The sequence below is a fragment of the Lysinibacillus sp. NPDC098008 genome (assembly GCF_044760715.1).
GTDB lineage: Bacteria > Bacillota > Bacilli > Bacillales_A > Planococcaceae > Lysinibacillus.
This window is the reverse complement of sequence record NZ_JBIWBA010000003.1, coordinates 141687-166200: the sequence shown is the minus strand read 5'-3', so window position 1 is coordinate 166200 and position 24514 is coordinate 141687. Positions and strand designations below refer to the sequence as shown.

General features: G+C 37.3%; 20 protein-coding genes and 1 pseudogene. 6 read left to right on the top strand and 15 right to left on the bottom strand.

Going from position 1 to position 24514, the window contains the following annotated elements; translation table 11 throughout:
• Positions 1–837: a CbrC family protein gene (locus ACIQVU_RS05530; RefSeq protein WP_340805160.1), complete on the bottom strand. Its 837-nt coding sequence runs from the start codon at positions 835–837 to the stop codon at positions 1–3.
• A 148-nt stretch (positions 838–985) separates the two neighbouring features.
• The gene (locus ACIQVU_RS05525) at positions 986–2179 is read right to left on the bottom strand and encodes a multidrug effflux MFS transporter (protein ID WP_340805159.1); all 1194 of its coding nucleotides are present in this window, start codon (positions 2177–2179) and stop codon (positions 986–988) included.
• A gap of 170 nt (positions 2180–2349) precedes the next feature.
• On the opposite strand from ACIQVU_RS05525, the gene ACIQVU_RS05520 reads away from it, so the two are divergent.
• Positions 2350–3747, top strand: coding sequence for an Alw26I/Eco31I/Esp3I family type II restriction endonuclease (locus ACIQVU_RS05520; RefSeq protein ID WP_340805158.1), 1398 nt, complete (start codon positions 2350–2352; stop codon positions 3745–3747).
• 49 nt (positions 3748–3796) lie between these two features.
• Here the strand turns inward: ACIQVU_RS05520 and ACIQVU_RS05515 are convergent, their stop codons facing one another.
• Complete coding sequence (locus tag ACIQVU_RS05515; RefSeq protein WP_340805157.1) at positions 3797–6829, bottom strand: Alw26I/Eco31I/Esp3I family type II restriction adenine-specific DNA-methyltransferase; 3033 nt, start codon at positions 6827–6829, stop codon at positions 3797–3799.
• A gap of 202 nt (positions 6830–7031) precedes the next feature.
• Between ACIQVU_RS05515 and ACIQVU_RS05510 the strand changes: the two genes are divergently transcribed.
• Both ACIQVU_RS05510 and ACIQVU_RS05505 read left to right on the top strand, forming a co-directional pair.
• Positions 7032–7787, top strand: a complete 756-nt coding sequence (locus ACIQVU_RS05510; protein WP_340805156.1) for a DUF2087 domain-containing protein — start codon at positions 7032–7034, stop codon at positions 7785–7787.
• A 17-nt stretch (positions 7788–7804) separates the two neighbouring features.
• Positions 7805–8146, top strand: coding sequence for a GIY-YIG nuclease family protein (locus tag ACIQVU_RS05505; protein ID WP_340805155.1), 342 nt, complete (start codon positions 7805–7807; stop codon positions 8144–8146).
• Between the two features lie 55 nt (positions 8147–8201).
• Here the strand turns inward: ACIQVU_RS05505 and ACIQVU_RS05500 are convergent.
• From ACIQVU_RS05500 to ACIQVU_RS05450, 11 genes and pseudogenes are all read right to left on the bottom strand, one after another.
• Positions 8202–8559 (bottom strand): annotated as a pseudogene (locus ACIQVU_RS05500) (MmcQ/YjbR family DNA-binding protein).
• A gap of 78 nt (positions 8560–8637) precedes the next feature.
• Entirely contained in the window at positions 8638–9456 is an 819-nt protein-coding gene (locus ACIQVU_RS05495; RefSeq protein WP_402894307.1) for a YitT family protein, read from the bottom strand.
• 66 nt (positions 9457–9522) lie between these two features.
• Entirely contained in the window at positions 9523–10815 is a 1293-nt protein-coding gene (locus ACIQVU_RS05490; protein ID WP_340808545.1) for a M48 family metallopeptidase, read from the bottom strand.
• Positions 10816–11395: 580 nt separating this feature from the next.
• On the bottom strand, positions 11396–12421 hold the full coding sequence (locus ACIQVU_RS05485; RefSeq protein ID WP_340805152.1) for a 2-keto-3-deoxygluconate permease: 1026 nt from the start codon (positions 12419–12421) through the stop codon (positions 11396–11398).
• Between the two features lie 48 nt (positions 12422–12469).
• On the bottom strand, positions 12470–13627 hold the full coding sequence (locus ACIQVU_RS05480) for a UxaA family hydrolase (RefSeq protein ID WP_340805151.1): 1158 nt from the start codon (positions 13625–13627) through the stop codon (positions 12470–12472).
• A gap of 22 nt (positions 13628–13649) precedes the next feature.
• Positions 13650–13964 (bottom strand): UxaA family hydrolase, encoded by a 315-nt coding sequence (locus tag ACIQVU_RS05475; RefSeq protein WP_340805150.1) that lies wholly within the window; start codon positions 13962–13964, stop codon positions 13650–13652.
• A 16-nt stretch (positions 13965–13980) separates the two neighbouring features.
• Positions 13981–15099: a UxaA family hydrolase gene (locus tag ACIQVU_RS05470; protein ID WP_402894303.1), complete on the bottom strand. Its 1119-nt coding sequence runs from the start codon at positions 15097–15099 to the stop codon at positions 13981–13983.
• Between the two features lie 37 nt (positions 15100–15136).
• Positions 15137–16078: a U32 family peptidase gene (locus ACIQVU_RS05465; protein WP_402894300.1), complete on the bottom strand. Its 942-nt coding sequence runs from the start codon at positions 16076–16078 to the stop codon at positions 15137–15139.
• A 28-nt stretch (positions 16079–16106) separates the two neighbouring features.
• Complete coding sequence (gucD, locus tag ACIQVU_RS05460) at positions 16107–17561, bottom strand: alpha-ketoglutaric semialdehyde dehydrogenase GucD (RefSeq protein WP_402894297.1); 1455 nt, start codon at positions 17559–17561, stop codon at positions 16107–16109.
• A 17-nt stretch (positions 17562–17578) separates the two neighbouring features.
• Complete coding sequence (locus ACIQVU_RS05455) at positions 17579–18361, bottom strand: IclR family transcriptional regulator (protein ID WP_402894294.1); 783 nt, start codon at positions 18359–18361, stop codon at positions 17579–17581.
• A gap of 213 nt (positions 18362–18574) precedes the next feature.
• Positions 18575–19333 carry an SDR family NAD(P)-dependent oxidoreductase gene (locus ACIQVU_RS05450; RefSeq protein ID WP_402894291.1) on the bottom strand — a complete coding sequence of 253 codons (759 nt, stop codon included), beginning with the start codon at positions 19331–19333 and terminating at the stop codon, positions 18575–18577.
• Between the two features lie 150 nt (positions 19334–19483).
• Here ACIQVU_RS05450 and ACIQVU_RS05445 point away from each other — a divergent pair, with 150 nt between their 5' ends.
• From ACIQVU_RS05445 to ACIQVU_RS05435, 3 genes are all read left to right on the top strand, one after another.
• The gene (locus tag ACIQVU_RS05445; protein ID WP_402894289.1) at positions 19484–20683 is read left to right on the top strand and encodes an AraC family transcriptional regulator; all 1200 of its coding nucleotides are present in this window, start codon (positions 19484–19486) and stop codon (positions 20681–20683) included.
• A gap of 162 nt (positions 20684–20845) precedes the next feature.
• Entirely contained in the window at positions 20846–21844 is a 999-nt protein-coding gene (locus tag ACIQVU_RS05440) for a permease (protein WP_402894287.1), read from the top strand.
• 11 nt (positions 21845–21855) lie between these two features.
• Positions 21856–22764, top strand: a complete 909-nt coding sequence (locus tag ACIQVU_RS05435; RefSeq protein WP_402894284.1) for a TIGR03943 family putative permease subunit — start codon at positions 21856–21858, stop codon at positions 22762–22764.
• 61 nt (positions 22765–22825) lie between these two features.
• On the opposite strand, the gene ACIQVU_RS05430 is transcribed toward ACIQVU_RS05435, so the two are convergent.
• Positions 22826–24112 (bottom strand): NtaA/DmoA family FMN-dependent monooxygenase, encoded by a 1287-nt coding sequence (locus tag ACIQVU_RS05430; RefSeq protein WP_340805141.1) that lies wholly within the window; start codon positions 24110–24112, stop codon positions 22826–22828.
• Positions 24113–24514: the final 402 nt, after the last annotated feature.

Below are 24514 nucleotides of genomic sequence, written 5' to 3'. Positions count from 1 at the left end.
TTAATCCCAATCGGAGTATACAATATATTGCTGACATTCCAAGCATTGAAATAAATAGCCTTGATGTGAGCCATTATTGCGTAAAGAAGTCGCTAGCTCCTCATTTGTATAGCCATTAAAATGTTCAAGCTCCTCAGTAATGCCCATATCCACTAGCTCCTGCCAGCCAACATAGCCAAGAAAGGCACAATAATCCGTACAATGGGCTAGCCAATTATTGCCTTGCCAGCTGACATAGCCAGGTGTTCGATAGAGCACTTCATTTGTATAGTCCTCATTGCTGACAAGCTCTGAGTTTAATAAATCCTGCTGAAATTCGCCATCAAATTTTTGTGCGGCAAGCCCGCTATGAATACAGCTTGGACAAAGGTACTCCACCTCTTCAATCGCATAAATACCCTTTGTACAATAAATATCCACTTCTTGCTCACAGCAATCACAGACAACAATTTCTCCTGTTTCAAAAATACCAGCCTGTAGTGGATTTGGCATATATTTAAACATTGGTAATGGCGTTGTTAGCTCCTTTGTTTCCTGAATTACTCGTGGCAATAAGGGGCTAACATTTTGCGGATTATCCACCCAATATTTAATGGAGCTATATTTTTTCAGGTCTTTTTTATTGTTTACATCCATTATCGTTGTAAAAATTTTAGACGCCTCGTTATACATACGTAGCATACAATAAATCTCCACTAATATACGCAACTTCACTTCTGTCGGCTCTGCTTGTTTCACTTGCTCCTTTAGCTTATGCATCTCATTAATACTTTTGGCATCGGCACTATTAAATAGCTTTCTTTGCTGATTCCACTGCTCTATCAGATTTGTTGTCATGGCAGACCATGCCTCCATTTTTTCCTATGTATAGCTATATATTTTACCATAGTAAAGTATAACGTATATCGAAATATTATAAATATACTTTAAGCGCAAAGCGACTAGAGGCTCCCTAGTCGCTTTGTAGGTCACTGCTAATTATATCCTAATCTCTTACTAGCGTAAGATAGAACAGACATGCCGCTGCACTACAGGCAAAAATAGTAATGCTCATAGGAATGGCTGTATACTCTCCACCAATACCAACTAATGGTGACACAAGTGCACCACCCCCAAATGGTAAAATACCTAAAAAGGCAGAGGCGCTGCCCGCTGCTCTTCCTTGCCTTTCCATTGCTAGTGAAAATGCCGTTGTCCCAACAATACCAACACTTGACACAACGAAAAATAAAGCGATAAGCACGAGCCAAAGTGGTCCTTGCAATGTAATCGCTAGCAGTAGCAGTAATGCACCACTAAATGACATCATAATGCCGTAAAGCAATAATTTTTTCTCTGCCATATGGCTGGCAAGCTTCCCTGTAACTTGTGCTGCAATAATAATGCCAACACCATTTGCGGCAAAAATAAAGGAAAATTGCTGTGGTGTTGCCCCATAAATATTTTGCAATACAAATGGAGAGCCTGCGATATAGGCAAACATCCCCATCGAAACAAATGCCTGTGATAGTGCAATTCCCATGAAAACACGGTCTTTTATAAGGAGATGGAATGTTTTTACCGTTGCAAGCACACCGCCTTCTGCCCGTTTATCTTCTGGCAGTGTTTCCGTAAGCGTGAAGGCAACTGCTAGAAACATTCCAACGCCGATTAAGCTTAAAATAACAAACACTGCTGGCCATGGTACAAAGCGCAGGACAGCACCGCCCAAAATAGGCGCTACTATTGGTGCTGCTCCATTGACTAATGAAAGCAGTGCCACAAATTTTGTCAGCTCTTTACCCGAATACATATCTTTAGCGGATGCCCTTGCAATCACAATACCTGCTGCACCTGCAAATCCTTGAATAAAACGCAAACCAATAAATGCCCAAATCGATGTACTAAATGCACATAATAAGGAAGCTGCTGCGTACACAAGCAATGTAAATAGAAGCGGGCGACGTCGTCCATGAATATCACTTAATGGGCCAAATAATAATTGACCAAAGGCAAGCCCTAATAAACAGGAAGTAATACTCATTTGTACAAGAGAGGCTGTCGTTTCTAAATCTTTTGCAACAAGCGGCAATGCTGGTAAATACATATCCATCGATAATGGACCAAATGCCGTCAACGATCCTAAAATAAGTACAAACCATAATTTTTTATGATGTATATTGTCTGTTGCTGTCTTCAATCATGTCTATCCTTTCCTTTTATTAACACGCCTTGCGACAATTGCTGCAACTACAATAACATAATTTTGGCAGTGTTTAAAACGTATCATCTTTAATCGTTGAATAGTGTTTAAAGATTTCGAAACTTTATTCTTCTTTATTCGTAAAAGATGAAAAGGGGGAATTTGTAATGGCAAGAGAAAAAAGAGAGTGGCATCCGAATTTTGTTGAATATATGGATTTTATTGTACAGCACCCAACCTATAGTGGACTCCCGATAAAGCAAAGGGATGATGGTAGCTGGTCGTGGATAGCGGCTGCAACGACAAGCATTGGCAAGCAGCGCAAAGCTTGGTGTGAACAAAAGGCACAAGCTTTAGGTATCCCAATTGAGGCTGGCGTCTATGCGAAAGTGATGCTAGAAATCCATCCAACTAAGCAGAAAGTTTGTCAAACATGTGGAAATGAAATGTCCCTGTATTATCTCTATCCAAGCGCAAATTTTATTAAAGCTCTTCAAAAGAAATTTAATGTTACATATAGCGAAATAGATTGTATCTATGATATTTGGGATGATTTATTGCAAAAGGGCTTCTCAAATCATCAAGTTGCCAAGTTTCTAATAGAAAAAGGTAAGCTTCCGCTTAGTTCACAAACTGCTAGTCAAGATGAAGTAATCAATGCACTAGAATCGCTCTGCCGTTATCAAGGTAAAAAAATATTAAGCCCTGGTGCTATGTCAAACTTCCCAGACCGCTTTGATGGCTTCCACACCTATAATCGCTGCTGTAGAGCCATTCAGGACAAAGGGCGTTCAAAGGAAAATCTTAAATCTTATACAAAGGATAGACGAGCATATGAATATTTAAGCGATGGCAATATTCATGCGGCAAACTCCTTTATGGGCAGTAAGTTTTTTGCAGGCACTACCGCTGACCATATAGGCCCTATTTCTTTAGGCTTTGTGCATGATCCACGCTATTTGCAGCCAATGTATGGTAGTGATAATTCAACTAAACGAGATCGTTTACAATTCGTCGATATTGAAAAAATAATCGACATCGAAAACAAAACAAATATTTACCCTATCTCACAGCATTCAAGCTTACTTTGGGAATATATTAAAGAAAACTACCAAAAGCATCCTGAAATCATTGAAACTACTTACCGCAATGCTTTAAAACAAAATATGGCAAATTTTATGTATATACTAGCTAAAATATTAACGCAGTGTGGTGCAAAAGGTGCTTCTGTGCTGGAGCAAATTTTCTTAGCACCTAAATACACATATTTTAACTATTCATATGAATTTAATGAAAACGGTGAAATCATAAAGCAAACGCCACGCCACTTTACACAACGTAGTGCCAACGAATATGAGCGCTATAAAAGAATCGCCTTTGAAGCTATACATGACTATGCTACAAAAGAAAATAGAAATACTAAACCATCCTTGGATAATGCTGATTTAGTATCCTTGAGCTTATTATGTCAAGACATTACCAATGATGGACCATTACCTATTATTAAGGATAAAATTTTTGAGTTATTTCAGGTGATTCAACGCAAAATCATTAGGACATTTTAGGAAAACAAAAGAGCTAGCTATCCATTGGCATAACTAGCTCTTCCTGTCTTTATAGCTGTAAGCTCAACTGTCCAAATTCATTACTCTCTAAAATATCAGCGTCCTTCAAGGAATGGAGAAGGTGATCGTAACTAAGCTTTCCTTTTAGTGCTTTTATATAGGCTGATTCGGGTTCGCTTGTGTATTTGGCATCCTCTGCACATTCAACATGCTCTAAATCCCCTATTGCGTCATAGGCTGTAATTGGCTGATTTGCTGTAATGGGAGCAGGGAATAATGCATCTGGCATCACACCAATATCCTTTCTTGTGCAAATAATAATAACCCTTTTTCTTTTTTGAGGAACACCGTAATCGCTTGCAAGCAATACTCTTCCCTCTGTGTAATAACCCAGCTCTGAAAACATGTCTAAAATACTAGTATAAACAGCGCCATTTTGAAAGCTTAGTAAGCCTTCCACATTTTCAAATACGATAACCTTAGGCTTTACCTTTGACACGACCTCTGCAAACTCTTTAAATAATTGATTTCTTGGGTCATCAATAAATCTAAAGCCAGCCATTGAAAATCCTTGGCAGGGAGGCCCTCCGCAAATAATATCAACAGAATGCTCAAGCGCTTTTGCCACTAAATAATCTTTAGTAGCCTGTACTGTAATATCACCACAGTGCACGTCTACCTCTGGATTATTGATTTTCAGCGTGATACAGGCACTTTCCTCAATATCATTGCTTAGCACCGAATGGATGCCTGCTTCCTTAAATCCAGCAGTCATTCCACCAGCTCCGCAAAATAAATCTAATGAGTTTTGACAATTACATTTCTCTACAATATTACGAGCAATCTGATAAGCTAGTATTGTTGGCACAGCATTTCCAACCTGTTTTAGCATTTGCGTCTTATTGCCAAAAAATAAATAATCATCTTTAAAAGATTGAAATCTTGCCGCTTCTCTTACAGAAAGCACTCGATCATGCACGGGATGAACATATGTACCATTCCCTGGTCGATTAAAATATGTAGTTATCGTATAACTTGGCTTTGTATAGTCAATACGACCATAGAGAGTCGTTCGTCCACCAGTTTCTGTAATTCTCTTTAAACGCTTTGATTTTTCCACGGTTTCCATCGGTATATTCTTCCAATTCCCACCTGGTGGTACAGAGCGTATCATTTCTAAATCTAAATCACTTAATTTAAAGGTTGTATGATTCAAAATTTCGCCATTTGCTATCTTGCTATATTTAGCTGTGATGCCTTTCGCTATTTTTTTGGATCGCTCATCTAAATCGACACCACTTTTTAATATCACTGTATCAAGTGAAGCAGCTCCAGTTAAAATACTATCAGCTAATTCTAAGCTTATCGTTGGAATTATATGTTGAATAGCATGGTAATAATCTTGCGTTAGCTTATTTACTTCTAGCATCTCACTATCCTCTTCCACTTTCTTAATTTCATATGCTTCATATGCATATTCCTCAATTAATTCAATCAATGATTCATCCTTTGTTTTTAAATATTGCTGTACAAGCATACTGATTTTATGCAGCAAAGGTGAATGAATAGGAATAGGGAAGCAATCGATTTCATAATTATTCACATGATTATTACTACTTGTCAGCTTAAAAAACCAATTAATAATAGTTGTATTAAAAAGACCTAAAATTGCATATAAATCAATGCCATATTTATTTTCATCTACTGCAATAAAATTACATGAATTTCCTAGCACATAGTTAGGCTTTATATAGGCAAAGGTTACTCTTCTCTCTTTTTTCATATTGACAACTTGCTGGCAAATAATACGTTCTTTTTTTATATACTTATGCTTTTTACTATTATGAACAAACGTAGCATCTACATATTCGCTGTTATCCACGTCATTAATTTCATAATACTTAATATGCTTTCCTCTAATTAAGGGGTAGCCCGTGTTCCCATTCACGATTGATTGTTTATGGGTTGTTAAATCTAGCTCCCCTCTTGAATTCACGATAAATGGCAAGTCCTTCACAATAGGAAATTTTCTAAGCTGCTTCAATATTAAATATTCTTGTTGATTAATTGGAAAAATCGCATTGCCAGTGTTTTTATTAAGTATATCGTTGATATGCACATCTGTTGTTTGATAAGGATTTTTCAAATAATCCTTCGTTACATTGATTGTTTCCGTACTAGCCCCGTTTTTCATCACAATTGCACATACTGCCTGCTGTGCCTCGATATAGCCACTGCCTTCACCTATCAGCTTGACAGACAAAATAGTATGCTCCATCAGCATATATGTGCGCAATCTAGCACATGTCTTATCTGAAAGAATAGATGCTGGAATTAGTAAATGAATAAAGCCATCTTTATTTGTATAATTAGCGATAATTTCCTCAACAAAAATCTTATATAAATTCAAAACCCCTTCTGTTGAGTAAGTAAAGGTTTTATCCACTAGCTTAGCAATTTCAGCGTACTTTAATTTATCAGCATTAAAATCGTCACTATGACTATAGTGATTTTTTTCTGCCTTTAAATTTTTATATGGAGGATTTGTTACAACAATATCAAAGCCGTTAGCAATAATTTCCTCTGAAAAAACATCCGTAATTTTAATATATTTAAGTGTATCTGCCTCTAAATCAACCAACAAGCCAGAGCCTATATGTGTATCAAAATAATGTTGATCCAACTCTATATTAAAATATAATTTTGTCAGTTCAGTAAGCATTTTTTGATATTGCGCTAAAGCCTTTCGATTAATATCTGCAACATAAATATTATTGATTAAGGCTTCCATCTTTTCTTTAGTCAGATTTAATTTACTAACTTCCTTTAAATATGAAAAGACAAAATGACCTGTGCCAGCACATGGTTCTAAAAACCTTAATTCCCATATATTTTTACCGCTTTGATCTATTTTAGTAACAAGCTCTTCCATCATTACATCCGTTAAATCTAATGAAGTGAAATAGCTCCCCGTTCTTTTTCTTTCTAAAGGGTTCATCTGCATCTCAACATGCTTACTTCCTTCTTTGATTCTTTCCCATAAGGCTGTTCTAGAATCATTTGCAATCTTCTGCCCCTTCAAAATAGCACCTCCAATATTTTAATAATATAGCATAAAACCAAATACGAGACAATAAAAATGAGACGTTTTGCAATATCTAACAATACCTGTAGGCGATTTGAAGTGCGATACATTTTGATTGCTTTATATTAAACAATTTGATATTTTAAATATAAATTTATAAACAAATTATAAATACGTTTGTTTTTTAGGAGGTTTCCTAGTGGATGTAAATGAACAATTTTGGCAGGCTTCAACCGAGGACATTAAAAAAGGATATATAGATGAAGGCTCCTATTTTACCTGCTTATTATGTGGTGAAAAGGTGGAAAAGGGCATTATTTACCCATATGAAGGTTTATTGTATGAGGCCGAGAAAATGATGCAGCAGCATATTACAGCAGCACATCAATCTGTTTTTCATTATTTAAATGGTCTAAGTAAAAAGCTAACAGGCTTAACAGAGCATCAAAGCCATATTTTACGATTATTTTATGAGGGAAAATCAGATCAGGAGATACAAGAGGAGCTGACAATTGGCAGTGCTGCAACGATTCGTCATCATCGTTTTGCGTTAAAAGAAAAGGAACGTCAAGCGAAAACATTGTTGGTAATGATGGAGTTATTAAAGGAACAACATCACAAGCAAGACGATTTTGTGCCGATTCATAAAACAGCTACAATGATTGATGATCGCTATAACATCACCCTTTCCGAAGAACAGCAATTATTAATGAAGTTTTTTCCGCAAGGTGTTGATAAAGGGCTTGTTCGCCTGCCCAAGCGTGAAAAGCAAAAAATTGTAGTGCTACGTGCCATTACAAAGCTTTTGGAGGAAGGGAAACACTATACAGAAAAGGAACTCAATGCAGTCCTTCAACCAATCTATGAGGACTATGTTCATATCCGCCGCTATCTCATCGAATACGGCTTTATGGATCGAACAGCAGATGGTAGTGCCTACTGGGTTAAAAAATAAGAAAGCAGGTTTGTTAAATGGATCATAAGAAAGAATTAAAAGAAATGTATAAAGAGATAAAAATTGAAGCAGGCGTTTTTACCATGACCAACACACAAACAGGAAAAGTATTTGTTGGTAGCTTTAATAATTTAAAACGTTTAAATGGTTTTCAATTTATGTTAAAAACGAATACTCATACAAATAAGGAGCTTCAGGCTGATTATAATGCCTTTGGTCAAGATGCCTTTGAAGTGAAGGTTGTGGAATATTTAAAGAAAAAGGAAGAAGGCTATTTTGATGCTAAAAGAGAGCTGGAAAAGCTAGAGCAAAAATGGCTGGATACGCTGCAGCCTTATGGCGAACGTGGCTATAATTAATATTCACCTCGCGCATTTACTAGCACCATAACTGGTAAATGCGCGATTTATATCGTTATTGAATCTCCTGCTGAACTTTTTTTGTTAATTTGCTGAAAACAAGCTCATAGGAATGTTTGATTAGGTTTTCGATCAATTCCATCGGAACATCTTCGGCATCCATATAAATTGAGTTCCAGTGGGTTTTATTCATATAGTAACCCGGTATAATGCTATCATACGATTCACCGTAATTCCTCTGCTCGTGCAGGGTCACATTTTAACGTAAGCACAGGCTTACCCGTTGCATTGCCTCCAATCATCGCATACATTTTCCCACCAATATGGTAGCGATCTGCCTGCCATTCCTCTTGATAATCATAAATCGTTCCACGAAGCTGTAAACAATACGCATGAATCATGGCTTTTTTCATCTTTTAAACTCCTCCCTAAATAAAAAACACACGTTCGATTATTAGTAGTATAATCGACAACATGTGTTAAAACTAGCGTTATTTACCTGTGCTACGATCAAACATCCCAATCACTTCTGTTGTTTGCAATATATTAACAAACGATTGAGGGTCGGTTTCTTTAATCGTGCTTTTAACATCAGCAAGCTGGTAGCGTGTAATTACCGTAATTAAAACTTGCCGATCTTCGCCAGAGTATGCACCCTTCGCATCCATAATAGTTATGCCACGATGTAGCTTGTGCAGCAGCTGTTGCTTTGCTGCGTCACCCTTACTTGTAATAATCATGAGCGTTAACTTAATATGGCTTGTATGAATGGTATCGACTACTTTGCCTGTTGCATAAATAGAAACAAGTGTTAATAATGCAGCATCCCAGCTAAAAATAAAGCCAGAAGCTGCCACAACAATACCATTCATTGCCGCAAGTAACGTACCGAGCGGAAAATCACGTTTACGGCTTAGTAGCATCGCAATAATATCAAAGCCTCCAGAGGAGCCTGCTGCACGAAAAATCATGCCCATCGCAAAGCCTACAATAACACCGCCAAACAAAGATGCGAGAATTGGCTCCTGTGTCGCTTTGTATATCGGAATAACATATAGGCTCACTGATAACACAGCCACGGAAAGAATTGTGTAGCTAATAAAGCGCTTGCCAAGCTTGATCACGCCTAAAATCAATAAAGGCAGATTGAGCAGTAAATTTAACACACCTGTATTAAGAGGTGTAATAAGCCCAAGCATAATAGCAATTCCGCTTAACCCACCACTTAAAATTTCATGGGGAATGAATAAAAAATTATAGGCAAAGGCTACAACTATGGAAGAAAGTGTAATGATTATTATATTACGCATATGGTATCCCCTATCTCACAACGACTCTTACTTATAGATTATCCAATTTAGCCCTGCTAGAAACCTTTACTTCTTCCGCTCTTCCTTTAACGGGCTATGTTGCTGCTCCCTATTATCGGCAACCTTATAAATACGCTCTAGCATTGGCGGATGTGTGTAGCGGAACCATTTGACAAGCAATGGAGGATTCACCTCGCTTAAGCCTGAAATCGTTAGCTTTTGAAATGCTGTAACAGCCGCTTCTCGATCATTTGTAAGGGCAATGGCATATTGGTCAGCCCTTGTTTCCTGATAGCGCGAAATATAGTTCGATACAGGATTTGCGGCAAATAATAAAATAGAGGTAATCAGTAAAAACAATGGATATGAGCTAATATTACTGATTTTATGGATTTTTAATACCTGCCCATAGCGTGCTATCAATCGGCGCATCACCTTATTGGTTAGCCATAAGCCTATTAATGTTAATAATAAATAGCCTGCTATACCAAAATAAATATGCTTTTCTACATAATGCCCCATTTCATGCGCCATGATAAATAAAATTTCATTGTCTGTTAGTCTATTTAAAGTTGTATCCCATAGTACAATTCTTGAGTTACTGCCAATGCCTGTCACATACGCATTTAAAGCATTCGTCTTTTCAGCCATATTCACTTCATAGACATGCTCCGCTGGAATATTTGCCTGCGTTGCAAGCGATAAAATCTTTGTTTCCAGCTCTTTATTTTTCAATGGATAAAAATCATTATATAAAGGATCAATCACAACAGGCTGAATAAACATTACAAAGATTGTAAAGGGTATCGTTAAGAGCCACGTATAAAGCCACCATCTTTTCTCACTCTTTTTCATAAGCCAATAAATAACAGTCACAATAATGAGGCTCATCCCAAAGCTTACCCAAAAATCAAGCACACCGTCCTTCATCCAAGATGCAAAGTTTTGGGTACTGATGCCATAGCTTTTACTAAGATAATAGCGATAATAATTTAACGGCAATAACACGATATAGAGCAATAGTGATAACAAAAATAAATAGCCTGCATTTTGTACAAGCTTCCACTTTGTTTGAGATGTCGTTAGTTTCTCAAAATAGCGTGACACACCTATAAGCAATATGAAAAAGTAAATCAGCCATTCTAAAGGCGTTGCAATAAAGAACAAAAAGTTTCGTATTTTTGAATATTCACCACTTAAAAAAAGCTCCTTCCCTGACATAAACATTACAGGGTCTGCAGCCGTCCCTTGTAAGACACTTGGTATTTTCCCACCATCACTATGGAATATATACCAATACATACAAAGCACGTAAACACCGAATAATAGTAGCGCAACAATGCCCATTTTTTTCGCTATGTTACTTCCTCCCTCGCTTCAGCCAAAAGTTCGTCCTATAGTAAGTGTAAGCAAATTTAGCAAAGTTAGAACAAAGATATTCTGACTTTTTATCAAATTGCATTTGCTTCTTGCTATTAGTTCCAGTTATTTTGCTGTTTAACAAAGGGACTGATATGGGTATTTATTATTACCTCTTCTCGCCTATATATTGCTGTATTCAGCAGCTATCATCAGCATTCAAAGCTCATATACTTAGTCAAAAGATTTACATAATGCTACACCAATAGCCGACAGCAAAACGATTTATCATCATTTCAAATTAATTTCTTCTTCTCGTCAGACATCAGACTAAAGAACGTTATTTTTGCCGATATATACTCTATAGGCAATAGGAGGTACACATTTTGAAGAAATTAACCATAGTAGATAATTGACAAAAATGAAACATATTTGTGGATTGCTTTTATTGTGTAAAATTTTGAGTTATAATAAATGGTAAAAGGTAGAGCATGGTTTTGAAGGAGCTATGTACGAATAAGAGGGCATAAAAATAAGCTGAAATTATACGGCCATATAATTTCAGCTTAAGGTATTATTGTTATAAGCCGAGGTCTTCTTTACGAGCTGTATCAGGTATACTTTCTAAAGAAGTTTGCTTTTTCTTTTTTCCATCAGTCGTTTCAATGTTTGTATATTTTACTAATATTGTTAAAACGATAGGGATTAGGATAGCTGTCGTCACAGCGGAGGCTGCAACCTGTACTGTTGCAATTGGAGCGATGGCTGCAAATGACGCATTCGCAGATGCAATTACTCCTGGAACCATTACAGCATTACCCGCAGTAGTACCTTCGGCAGCCCCAACAATTGGGTTCCATCCTAAGGCTTTAAATATTAAAAATGCTGCTCCTCCTGTAAATACAATTGTGAAAACTCCTAATAAAATACCACTAGCTCCACCTTTTATTACATCAGCTAAATTAATGCCCATTCCTAATGCAAATGATAGGAAAGGAATAATAATATCACTACCTTTTACTAACATATCACGCAGTTCCATATCTGTATTACCAATGATTACGCCAACTGCTAATGGTAGTAATACTGTAATAAAGGCTGTCGCTGAGAACATTCCTTCAACAAATCCCATTGCGCCAAAAATAGCTAATGCAATCATTGTTAATAAAGGACCATCATTTAAAACTAGCACCGAGTAAGCCGCTTTATCCTCTTTATTGCCATATTGAGAGGCTACAGCCATATACACAATCCCATTACTATTAGACATGGCAGCCATTATTGCTAACGGAGCTAAGCCTAACCAAAGACCATCCGACCCCATAAACATATATGCTAATAATGTGAAAACTGCTGCAACAAGCCATTTCACCCCTAATAAAACAGAGCCTTTGGCAATACTTACCCCAAAGCTTTTCATATTTAATTGAGCACCAGCCGTTAATAAATAAAGAGCTGCTAATACTGGAACAGAGTCTACAAATAGAGCCTGTGTAAACCCTCCTATCCTTAATAAATCAGGAAAAAATGTATTAATACAAGCAGCCACCAATAATGGTACAACCATCATACCACCTGGAATTTTTTCTAAATTCTTTTTAATCATACACTACACCCCTTCTTCATCGTTCTAATTCTTTGATTTTGGGATTACTTAAATGCTTTCTGCTAATCTCCAAATAGCAAATTCTTGATTATTATGATTTTCAGCAGCAGTTTGATGGCCATTTGCCACAGCTTCTACTAAAGAGTAAATTTCTTTCCCAATATCCTCTATTGTCGATACACCTTCGATAATTTTTCCTGCGTTCACATCAATATGTTCTGACATAATTTCATATACTTTAGGATTTGTACCAATCTTGATAACAGGTACAATTGGAGAGCCTGTTGGAGAGCCTTTCCCTGTAGAAAATAGCACAATTTGTGCTCCTCCAGCAGCTAGTCCACAAACCGATTCAACATCATAGCCCGGTGTATCCATAAAGACAAAGCCTTTTTCTGTAGGTGCTTGTGAATAGCAAACAACTTCTTTCAAAGATGTACTACCACCCTTTTTAATGCATCCTAATGACTTTTCTTCTAAGGTTGTTAAGCCACCAGCCATATTGCCCGGTGTAGGGTTAGCTGATCGAATATCCTCGCCTGTTTCTTTAATGCGTTGCTCATAATTTCTGACAATGGCTAAAAACTGTTCACGCACAGCTTGATTTATAGCATTGCTGGCAATAATATGTTCTGCGCCGATTGCTTCAGTTGTTTCAGCTAAGACACTTGTACCGCCATCTTCAACAAACATATCTGAAAAAGCACCAATGGAAGGATTCGCTGTAATACCAGACCATGCATCTGAGCCTCCACATTCAAGACCAACCATTAATTCTGTTAATAAAGCTTCTTCCCTGACATCATATTGTCGGCTGTCCATACTTGCTGATAACCATTGCTTGCATTCTTCAAAGATAGCAGCAATTGATTTTTCACTATTAAAATAAACCGCATGTACTCTTCTATTTTTGGCTTGCAGTGTTGTGACAATCTCTTGTGCGACTGGATCATCCTTCATACCAACGATTAGGGCAGCGCTTACATTTGGATGCCCAGCTGTCCCCACTAATGTGCGTAATATTTGCTGCTGATCCTCAGGAAAATTAGTTGCACCACTATAATGAATAACAGGTGTTACGCCTGATACTAATTTTGCAATCTTGCGCGTTAATCCGCTTAATTCACCGACTGTATTAAGGACAATCACATGATTTCTAACACCGATACTACCATCTGATCTTCGATAACCGTAGAATTTTTTCATCTCCAAGCTCCCTTCTATGTTATTACACGCTTGACAGTGTGTTAATAATTGTTAGACGCTCCGTTTCATTTAGCCCTCTTACATTTTGTACATGCACATGCTCTCCTATTTGGATGTCCTTCGTTGCTATTCCCATGCACTCACCATATTTCATGATCTTTTCTCCCGCTTTAATAGCGCGAATGGCGATTTTATGACCATAAGGAATCGTACTAATTGCTTTTATCGTATTTTTCATATGACTATTAGCAACAATGTCATTTATTTCAATGTTTTGTAATGCCACTACAATATTATCAATAGGATTTAATAGAATCGTGTTATACGTATTTTTCACATGACTTCCTCCTTGTTTAGAATGTAGTACCTATATGAGGAATGGCAAACTCACCTAATTCATATTCTTCTAATTTTGTAAGCTTCCCTGAACTAACTTCTATTAACTGTGTAAATAATGCTTGTGCCTGCTGGCTAATTTGATTTTCTTGAATTTCGTAATCAACTAAATTATTCGTATGGTTGATACCATTATTTGCAGTGACAATCATACATGGTAATGCATTAGAGCCTGTAAGAATTCCTCGCTTAGAAAGGATAATTGAAAGATTGCAGCCAACTGACGCAAAATTCGATAATGTTTCAACGATACTGCCAGATGTTTTAATTAAATGTAAGCCGTTTTTAGCTGGCTTTTGATTATAGTCCAATAGGCTTTGAATTTCATGGGTATTGATAAGCTGATATTCAAGAGCTGCTAAGCTTTTTTCCTGCTCTGAAAAGTTTGTACGTAGATAGCCCTGTGCTTTTTCCCATCTTCTTCTACTAAGCGCTTCTCCTATATAGGTTAAATTCTTTTTGGCTGAAGCATCCTGCGTATTGAGGGCTAATAGATTGCCAGCTGGCTCTAACGTTTTTGTTAGTCCAAAAACAACCGTAGCGCCAGATGTAATTAATAGCTCGATTAAGGCATTGATAACAGGGGCTATTACTTGTAAAGAAGCTTCGTCAATATCCTCTGTAACAATACCAACCTTCAGCAAAGATGCAGGTAGCTCAGTGCGACTACTTTGGTTCGCCTCCTTAGACCAAGTCAATGCCGTAGTAATGCCTCGCTCAGCAGTATTTTTTCCTCCTGCCATTTGTTGAATACTAAAACCTTCAAGAGGCTTTGTTGTCGAAATTGATTTTAAAAGCCCTGCTACTTGATTGGTTTCACAGCCTAAGCCAATCAGTAGCGCACTATGAAAATTAGGATTTTCAACAATACCAGCGAGCATATTTTTCGTTACTTGAAAATCATCGCCTAATTGTGCACAGCCATTGGCATGTGTAATAGGAATAGCCCCTGGTACTTTGTCAGCGATTTCATTTGTAATTACACTTGAGCAAATAACAGAACTCACGATACCGATATGATTACGTGTTCCTGCTAAGCCATCCTCCCTTAAATATCCTTTAAACGTATATCCCATTATCTTCACCCACCTTTTTCATAATTGCTTGTCAAGCCTATTTCGTAACGGGAGTTTTGGCAATACCTAATCCTTCTGCTCCTAGCTCGGATGTTTTAGCATCTGGGCAATAACGTTTAATCATCTCAATACCGATAGATGCTCTGCGTACACGCTCTTTTACAAGATTGATATTTAAGCTCTCTAACTGTTTACCAGATGGATATACATCTTGGTGGTTGCGCAACCCAAATTTAATGTACACTGGTGATAACACCCGAATAATTTCAGGTATTTCGTAATAGCGAAGGAAGCCGCCTAAATTATCAGGAACCTCTACATAAAGGTCGATAGGAATATCTATTGCTTGTCGAATAGCAGCTAGCTTTGGCAAGGTAAGTGCTGTTGGCACATTGTAAGTATCTGCCCCTAGCTCTTGCATAATTTTAACTGATACAGGATTTGCAGCGCCCATTTGAACAGATGCTTTGACAACAAAATCTTTTGGTAATTGACCTGCATCCTTCATTTCTTTTGTTAATAAAAGCAGCCCCTCATCAGCAACAAGTGCCCCACGAAGACCCAATTGTGCCCCGCGCTTTAAATCCTCCATTGCATACACAAGCTGGTCGGCTCCTTCATGGCGATTGCCAATAAATTTCCCTCCAGAAGTAAAGTTTTGAGCACTAATATCCCATGTACCGCGTGGTCCAACAAATAAGCTTAGCTCAATCCCTCGTTCAGCCGTAAGGGCACACATTTCACGTATTTCCTCATCCGTTTGCAGCATAATACCACTGCCTTGTGAGATGCGATGTACTTGAATACCTAATCGATCCAGCTCCTCTAAAGTTGCCTTTAAAGCCGCAGGACCCTCTGTGCTTGGAAGCTCAATACGGTATTGAGCTCCATCTGGGAAGCGTTTTTCTGAACTAGGTAAAGCACTTAAGTCTGTTGATGGATAACCTAATGATTCTAATAAATTTCGAGATTCATTCATTGTAAAGCCCTTCTTTCTACGTTTAAATTTATTCTTTAATAAATATTGTTTTTACTTCTGTATAGAACTCTTGAGCAGCCTCACCTTGCTCACGAGAGCCAACACCTGATTGTTTCATACCGCCGAATGGTGCTTGAAGCTCTACCCCTGCACTCTCTGCATTAATTCGTACAAGCCCTGCTTCGATTTCATCAGCAAACTTTAAAAACGAGCTAATATTTTGTGTATAAATGGAAGCACTCAGTCCATATTTTGTATCATTTGCAACATCAATCGCCTCTTGAATATCCGCTACTTTAATCAATGCAATAACAGGTCCAAAAATTTCCTCTTGTGCAATTCTCATGCTTGGCTGAACATTATCAAAAATTGCTGGGGATACATAAAAGCCATCTTTATATTCCTGCTGATCCAACACTTCTCCACCCAAAAGTAAAGTAGCGCCTTCCTCTTGCCCAATATTGATATATTCTTTTACTGTATTGAATTGACTTTCACTTGCACATGGACCCATCCAAACATCTGCCTGTAAGCCATTTCCAACTTTAATCTTTTTCGTTTCTTCTAGTAGCTTTTCTTTAAAGGCTTCATAGATAGGTGCCTCTACAATAACTTTACTTGTAGCTGTACATTTCTGTCCTGTTGAGCGGAATGCGCCGCTAATTGTACCTTCTACAGCTTTCTCAATATCAGCATCCTTTGTCACAATGACAGGGTTTTTGCCACCCATTTCAACTTGTGATTTAATCCCTTTTGCGGCAGCAGCTTTTAATACTTCTCGCCCAATCGTTTCTGAGCCTGTAAATGTAATAGCCTCAATTCCTGGATGATCAATTATGCCTTGTCCAATGACAGAGCCTGATCCTGTAATAAAGTTTAAAACGCCCTTCGGTAAATTTGCTTCACTAAAGCATTCCATCACCTTTGCAGCAGTGACAGCGGCTTCTGTAGCAGGTTTGAACACAACTGTATTCCCATAAACTAATGCAGGAGCCAGCTTCCAAATAGGAATCGCTACTGGGAAATTCCATGGTGTAATAATTCCTACAACCCCTACAGGCACTCTTCTTGTTAACATGAGTGCTTCGCTGTCTGAGGAAGGAATCACATCACCATTTTTTCTCATACCTTCTCCCGCATAATAACGTAGAATAGCGACACCTCGAGCCGTTTCGCCCTTAGCCTCTGGCAATGTTTTCCCCATTTCCTTTGTCATCGTTTCTGCAATCTCATCTAAACGTGATTCTAAAATATCCGCTACTTTAAATAAAAATTGTCCACGAGCATGTTGGCCTAATTTTCGCCATTGTACCTTTGCCTCATGTGCGCTTTGGATAGCTTTTTCAAGATCTTGAACATCTGATGCTGCTACTTGTCCAACTACTTCATGTTTATTCATCGGACTAATACTGCTCAATGTTTTTTGAGAACTTGATTCTACCCATTCATTATTAATAAAATTTTTAAATATTGTATTTTGCACAATGCTCTCCTCCACCATTACAAATTATTTCCTTTCGAGTTATAGGAACTACCAGCTAGCTTAGACAGCTTAGCTGCTAAATTTAATATTTCCTCTTTCGCATCACTAAATTTTTTCGTCCAACTATCTGTTGGCATTGAAAAGCTTACTGCTGCAATAATTTGATTCTCAAAGTTATAAATAGGTGCTGCTACACAGTGGAAGCCAAGCGCCGATTCCTCGTTTTCAATGGAATAACCATTTGCTTTAGCTAGCCGTACTTTATCGTATAGCTCATCTATATTAGCTGTCGTATGGTCAGTCTTTTTGACCCATTCCGTATCATTAAACAATTTTTCAAGGTCTTGCTTACTAAAATGAATCATCTGTGCCTTCCCAATTGCTGAAGCATAGGCAGGGAATCTCATACCTGGGTCTGTGACTAAGCGTACATTCGTTTGAGCATTTACCTTCCCTAAGTAAACAACATCACTGCCATCTAAAACCCCTAATTGAATAGGCTCATTAATTTTATTAACCGAATCAATCGCTTCTTTATAGAAGGTTTGAATTAAATTAAATTGGCTTAAATACATAGAGTTGAACATACCAATTGTAGGACCTAAATGATAAGTATCGTTATTTTCCTTAATTACCCAACCGAGCGATTCCAGCGTATTCAATAAAGAGAACAATGAACTTTTATTTATTTCTAATCGCTTTGATAAATCAATTAATCTTAGTTCATCAGGGGACTTACTAATTTCCATTAATACAAGATGGGCACGTTCTACCGCAGGAACCCAATATTTCTTATCCAAAACTTTCACCTCCTCATCGGTTTTTTATACAAAACTAAGTTTTACTATAAAAACCTTAAACTGAGTCTATCAGGTAGTTCGATAAATTTCAACTGTAATTTAAAAATTCTGATAAATTTAATGCAAAAAAATAATAGATACATGGCTAAAAAACTCATACTATAACGCCATTAAAAAAATCCAGTGAATGAATTTTCACTGGATTTCAATCTTTTATAAAGTTAAACCGCCATCAACAAGCACGATTGAGCCTGTCATATAGCTTGCTTTATCGGATGCCAAGAACGCAACCATTTCTGCTAGCTCCTCTGGTTTTGCATAGCGTCCCATTCGCATATTTGGAATTTCCTCTGGAATATAGCCACCTGTTTCAAACATAGTTGTCACACTGTCTGTTAATGCTGTTGCCACTCCACCTGGACAAATAACATTGATGCGAATACCTTTTTTTACATACTCTAATGAAGCGGATTTTGTTAAACCGACTACTGCATGCTTACTTGCAGAATAAGCCGCCATACTATGCTCACTACGAACACCTGCTGTTGAAGCTGTGTTAATAATAGAGCCACTGCCTTGTCCCTCCATGACTTTTAAAACATGCTTTAAGCCAAGGAATACACCTTTCACATTGATACCCATAATACGGTCATATTCGGCATCTTCTATCTCTGTTAACGGAGAAATTTTTTGAATAACTCCCGCATTATTGAAAAATATATCAATGCGTCCATACGTATCAACAGCGACATTAACATATTTCTGAACATCTTCGCTTTTTGAAACATCTGCCTGCACGAAGATACCTTCTCCGCCTTGCTCTTTTATCAAGCTTAATGTTTCTTCCCCTGTTTCTTTGTTGAAATCTACAACTACTACTTTTGCACCATTGCTAGCAAGCTTCAAACTGCTGGCTCTCCCAATACCACTTCCAGCGCCTGTTACTACGGCAATTTTATTTAAAAAATCCATCTTCCATTCCTCCTTAGCATTTTGAAGTCACTATTTATTTTATTGCCAATTCCGCTTATTTTATTGTATTATTCTACACAAAATGGTACTTTCTCATTGTTGTAATGGCTTTCATGCTGACAGTAGCAATAAAAATGGAGGTGTAAAAAAGTGAAAATTTCTTTACTAGACCTTCAATACATAGGTCAATTAATTTATGAAACACATCAACTTGCTGTGACATATATCAATCCGCTGGGCGAAATAATCTTTGAGTATAGATCGAAGGCATTGCAGAAAAATCTAGGTTACACTTCGTTAATAGAGCAACTAATAGCGTATCCTTATGATACTGCTTCCAATAACTATCCGATTTTTATCTCAATGGATGAATTTCACTTTTTCTTTATCAATTTAAACAAAGATAATCATGATTTAGGAACGCTTCTAATAGGCCCTGCTCTTGCCCCTGACAATGATGGCATAGTCAAGCAAAATTTCGATTATGACAACCAGCCTGTTCCTACCCTTCATTATCAACAATTTATAGCAATTAGTTTATTCGTTTACTATTTGATCTATCAGAAAAAATTAACAAAAACATTGGTGATGCAAAGCAATCAAACATTAAAGCCCATTATTCGTTATAAAGAAAATACAACCCTTGAGCTCTCCTATGCTAGAAGAAATGATACTGTTCATACAAATCTCTACTATGAAAAAATATTATTAGACTATATAAAAAATGGACGTATGGAAAAATTAAATGAAGTGTTGAACTACTCAATTGTCGGAGAAGCAGAACTTGGTGTGCTTTCCAAGCGAAACAGTTTTAGAAGTGTACAAAATCTAATGATTACAGGAATAGCACTTATTTGTCGTGCTGCGATTGAAGGCGGTTTAAATGAAGAAACTGCCTTTACGTTAAGTGATTTTTATATACAAAAGCTTGAGGAACAAAGCAGCTTAAACGACATCCTATCCTTAATGGAGGAGGCGATTTACGATTATACGAACCGTGTATCATATGCGAATAAAGTAAAATACTCAGCAACAATCACAACATGTGTGCATTTTATCGAAAATCATATATATAGTGAAATAACATTAGAGCAACTTTCAGATATTTGTCATTTAAGTCCAAATTATCTTTCCTCCTTATTTAAAAAGGAGGTAGGTATTGCAGTCAGTGAATATATCCAGCAACAACGAATTGACGAAGCAAAAAAGCTATTAACATTTACAAACTACCCAATCTTAGACATTGGTTCCCTCCTTAATTTTACAGACCAAAGCTATTTCATTAAAGTTTTTAAAAAATTTACTGGTATTACACCCAAGCAATTTAGAAATAAGCATTTGCATAAATAGTGATGAAATAAAGAGAAAGTGAAAAGGTAGCACTAAGCCTATTCCACTTTCTCTTTATTTAGTTGAGCACTAATCAATGAATAGGAGGAATACCTGCATGTCCTCTTGCATAATCTATATTAAAACGTAATTATTACACTTTACTGCATCAAGGAGGTACATGTGGAGCGTCTTCATTTCCCTAAGTATTTACTGAATTTTTGGTTAGTTTTCATCTTCATCATAAGTCTTCTTTCCGTACTGTTGCTGAACTTCTCAGCACTAAAAAGCTTTAGCTCCTCTTTGCTCAGCCTTCATACGATATTTTTAAGTATTTTAATTGAAGCACTGCCTTTCGTCTTAATTGGCATTCTAATTGCAGGCTTTATTCAGATTTTTATCACGGAGGAGCATATTGAAAGGTGGATTCCTAAAAATACATTGCTGGCTGTTGTGATGAGCTGCTTTGTAGGCGCATTATTTCCAGCCTGTGAATGTGGCATCGTGCCAATTGTAAGAAGGTTGATCGCTAAAGGCGTACCGATCCATGCAGCCATCGGTTTTATGTTAACAGGTCCTTTAATTAATCCCATTGTTATTCTCTCCACCTATATGGCATTTGGCAATAATTTAAAGATCGCTAGTCTTCGTATGCTAATAGGCTTTGTAATCGCTATTGTAGTTGCTTTATTCGTTAGCTTATTTTTTAAAGGTTCACAGTTTAAAAGCTCTGTAGCGCTTCAACCAGTAGCAAAGGATGAGCAGCAAACAGCTTTTATGACAAAATTAATAAACACATGTAAACATGCCGTTGATGAATTTTTTGATGTAGGAAAATATTTAATTATTGGTGCATTGTTAGCAGCCTTTGTCCAAACATATGTATCTACTAAAGCACTTGTAGAAATAGGTGATGGCATATCCTCCTCTATCTTAGTAATGATGGGCTTAGCTTTTATTCTTTCACTTTGTTCAGAAGCGGATGCTTTTATTGGTGCTTCATTTAGCTCTCTTTTTTCTACTCCATCAATCCTTGCCTTTTTAATTTTTGGCCCAATGATTGATTTAAAAAATACTATTATGCTGATAAGTGTATTTCGCCTAAAATTTGTTTTATGGTTAGTTGCCCTCGTCGCTATAGTAGTTTATGTTAGTTTATTTATTCTTTCACCGTATTTGTAAGGAGGAAATTCATGAAATTTCACATTCAGCAAGCAGTGAGGGCGGTTATTTTACTTGCTTTTTCTGCGATGATTGCGAGCCTGCATTGGACGGGGGAACTAACAAAATATATTAACCCAAAATACGATAACCTCAGTAAAACAGCCGCTATTCTATTTTTTATGCTATTTCTTGTGCAATTAACAAGAGTCGTTTCAAAGACTACTCATCATAGACAAGCTTGCTGCTCACACCATGACCATGGACAATCACCTTTTACACGACAAAAAATGCTGTCCTATCTTATTGTTATAGCACCTATTATAACGGGCTTCTTTGTGCCTGCTAAAATTTTAGATGCTGCAATTGCTGATAAAAAAGGAGCTTCCTTTATTCTTGCTCAACAAAGTCAAAGTTCAAAAATAGAGGATTATCTTACTTCCAATGAAACCATTGATGACAATATCTATGATGACCATGAGCCTGATCCTAGATTAATGGAAGAAAAGCAGGAGATGACAAAGAAGCAATATGACCAATTAAAGCAACAGCTCTCCCAGCAAGCAATGTTTAAAATGACAGACGAGGATTATACGATTTATTATGAGGAAATTAATAATAATTTAGCGAGTTATTTAGGCAAGCAAATACAGCTAAAGGGCTTTGTTTTAAAAGAGGAGGATTTTAGTCAAAATCAACTAGTTATTTCACGATTTCTCATTACTCATTGTGTGGCAGATGCAAGCATTGTAGGCTTTTTAACAGAATTTGCAGAGGCTCCTACGCTTGAGGAGGATACATGGATTGAGATTGTAGGTACAATTGGGCAAACGACCTATGACGGTGCTACCCTACCTATTATTCAAATTGATAATTGGGTAACAATCGAACAGCCTGAATCACCCTATCTCTACCCAATTAATATTCGAATGAGCTTTTAGCAAGCATTAAAAGGGCAAAGCATGTTGATTCGCAACATCTTTGCTCCTTTTATGTGTAGCTTTAATTAGGTAGTAACACATCTAAGCCTAGATGTGAGCGTAATGTGCTCCCTTCATAGTCGGCTCGGAATAACCCACGTTCAACGAGCATAGGTATCACCTCGTTAAAGAATAAATCCAAAGATTTCGCTGGACCACCTGGCACAGCAATAAAGCCATCGAATGCACCCTTATCATAAAACGTAACGATTTGCTGGACAATATCCTGTGGCGTACCAATGGCTACAAGATGTGCTGAGCCAATTACCTCGGGTCGTGCAAGTAATTCCTCCACAGTCGGCTTATTCTCCATAATATAGCGCCGCACAAGATGAGCATGCGTTTTACTACGAACCTTTTGATCTTTTGGAGGCAGTAGATCAACTGTTACACGATCCTGAAGTGCCAAGTGGCGAACATCCAGTCCAATAACGGATACCAATGCAGCATAGCGGCGCTCAAGCGTTAAATGGGCATGAGCCTGCTGATGCATTTCCAATGCCTCCTCATATGTATCACCTATAAAGAAATAGAGACCTGGCAATAAGCGAATATCATCTGCCGAACGACCAGCCTCAACAGCACGCTTTCGCAAATCATTACGCATTTCAATGCCAACATCCATAGTTGGTGTTGCAGCAAAAATCGCATTCGATACAGTTGCCGCAAATTGACGTCCTACCTCAGATGCACCTGCCTGAAATAACGGTATATCTCCCGCTGGATGCATAGGTATATTTAAAGGACCTTGAATGTGGAAAAACTCACCATTATAATCAATAGGCTTTACAAGGTCTTTAATTTTTTCTAAATCTCCGTTAGCTTCTAATATTTCACTAGGGTGACTATGCCATAGCTGCTGAACAACGTTTGTACATTCAGCCGCTTTAGCATAACGCTCCTCTGATGATGGCATAGGGGCATTGCTAAAATTATATGCCCCATCAATGGAGGTCACTACATTCCATCCTACTCGTCCGTTACTAATCCAATTTAAGGATTGTAATTGGCGGGCAATAAGATAAGGTGGTGTAAATGATGTGGAAATAGTTGTTACTAAACCGATTTGCTGCGTTTCTCTCGCTACGAGTGCTAGCAAAAAGCTAGGGTCTAGTCCAACTGTTCCTTTTGTTTTAGCTATTAACTCTGGGTGCGCTATTAAATAATCAGCCTTAAATACAAAATCTAATTTGGCTGCCTCAGCACGCTTTGCAAATGCAATTTGCTCCTGAATCATTGCACCTTTTTTGTCCTGTTCACCGTGTACAGCTAGATGTATACCAATTATAAGTTGTCTTTTATTCAGCAAATTACTCTCTCCCTATCAATTGAAAATGATTATCATTTTCATGATAAGCATTAATTTCTAAGATTGCAATCAAATACTTTGCCTCTATTTGACTCATTATCGTTGCTAACGATAAGTAGAATGTGAAATATTTACATACGGCAGGAACAATTTATGTGCTGTTTTTGTTTTCCAGTAGTAAAAAGAGCTTTGTCTAAATTAAATGCTTCATTTAGAAAGACGATTTCAATAATAAATAATTTTGCCCAAGCTCTGGTTAAAATTTGTCCCGTATTCATAAGCATTTTTGTGCGATGGCGACACGCTGTAAAAACAACGGTCAAGGTCAACACGATGTTGGTCGCACAAGCATTTTCACAGGATGCGAGGTTCTTAGCCTCTGCTTCTCTATCACCCATCAGT